The organism is Curtobacterium sp. 260, from assembly GCF_030803485.1.
GTDB lineage: Bacteria > Actinomycetota > Actinomycetes > Actinomycetales > Microbacteriaceae > Curtobacterium.
On the sequence record NZ_JAURUY010000029.1, the window covers coordinates 1 to 1,429 of the forward strand.

Genomic DNA, 1,429 nt, shown 5'->3' on the forward strand with positions numbered 1-1,429 from the left:
CTCTCAGCGCCGATGGTACTGCAAGGGGGACCTTGTGGGAGAGTAGGACGCCGCCGGACTCAACTTCAGCAACACCAGGAAACCCCTGACCGTGACCGGTCAGGGGTTTCCTGCGTTAACGGGCCGACCCGCACGCCGACACTGCCCTCGACTGCTCGGGCCATGCTGTCGAGCGCAGCGGCGATCGCGCCGTGGCGCGATCCCGCACGATCGGTCACCATCAGAACGTGGCACGACACGTCGGTGATCTGTTCCGGGACGAGCCTGACCAGTGGGGCTTGCGCGGCGACCCGTGGCTCTGGCGAGCTCTCGGTGAGCGGTTCGTGCACGTCACGCTCCCGAGCACGCGAGGTGAGCTCGACGGCATGCTGCGGCGGGGCTTTGCGGCGGAGGTCGGTCGTGCGATGTCAGGAGACGCCGGCGCCGGGGTGTTCGTCGAGCGCTTCGAAAACGGAGGGATGTCCTCCGGGCACGTGTCGCCCTCGTGGTGGTCGGCGACCGGCGTGCCCCTCCTCCTGGGGCGGGCCGGCCTCCCGGGTCTCCGGTACGTCGTGCGGAGCACGGTCGAGCAGGACTGGCGGTCGGTGCGAGCGCTCCGGCTCGAGAACGCGGCGGAGAACCCGGTGTCGTACGGCGCGGACCTCCGGACCACCCTCGCGATGACCGAGGACGACTGGCGGCTGCGGGCGCGGCGCGGTACCGGGCGGGACACCACTGCTGTCGTGGCAGTTGCGGAGGACGGGGCGTGGCTGGGGATCATGGCCGCTCAGCTGCCGGCTGACGATGAGCCTGCCGCGCTGCTCACGGGGGTGTTCGTCCGTCCTCGAGCGCGCGGCCGGGCGAACGGCGTGGCGGACGCGCTCCTCGCGGAGGTCCTCAGCTGGGCCGCCCTCCGTGCCCCGTCGATCCGACTCTGGGTGGACTGCGCTCCGGACGGTGCGCCGGCGCGGGACCTCTACGCTCGCCACGGCTTCCGCAGGACGGGACGCCGGCGCGCGGCCGACGGGTTGCCGAACGCCGTCATCGAAGAGATGGCGACTGCACTCGAGCTCCCGACCGTCCACGGAAGCAGCGGAGAACCGGGCGAGGAGTGAGTCGGTCGCAACGCTGCAACCCGTCCGCTCATCGCCCGACACGCCCGGGATGTGGCCCCACTTGGCAGCGCGTTCACCTCCGCGTAAGGTTGTACCTCGTTGCCGCTGAGGCGGAGAACGGAACGGCCGAGACGGTCACCAGGGCGAGTACCTGGAGATGCAGTCCGGACGGGGTCCCGCTCGGCAACCAACCACCATCCTGACGAGCTGCAAGGTTCGGGGGATGGTGTCGAGAATCCAAGCCCCTCTGATGAGGTACCACTGTGGTGGTGCTGAGTGGGGGGTGCGTCTGGTCCTTGAGAACTCAACAGCGTGCACATTGTCAATGCCAATTA

The 1,429-nt window shown here is 69.4% G+C and carries 1 protein-coding gene; it reads left to right on the plus strand.

Translation table 11 applies throughout. The annotated features are described in order from the left end of the window. Nucleotides 1-503: 503 nt before the first annotated feature. Complete coding sequence (locus J2X59_RS15885) at nt 504-1,094, plus strand: GNAT family N-acetyltransferase (protein ID WP_326497317.1); 591 nt, start codon at nt 504-506, stop codon at nt 1,092-1,094. Nucleotides 1,095-1,429 lie beyond the last annotated feature (335 nt).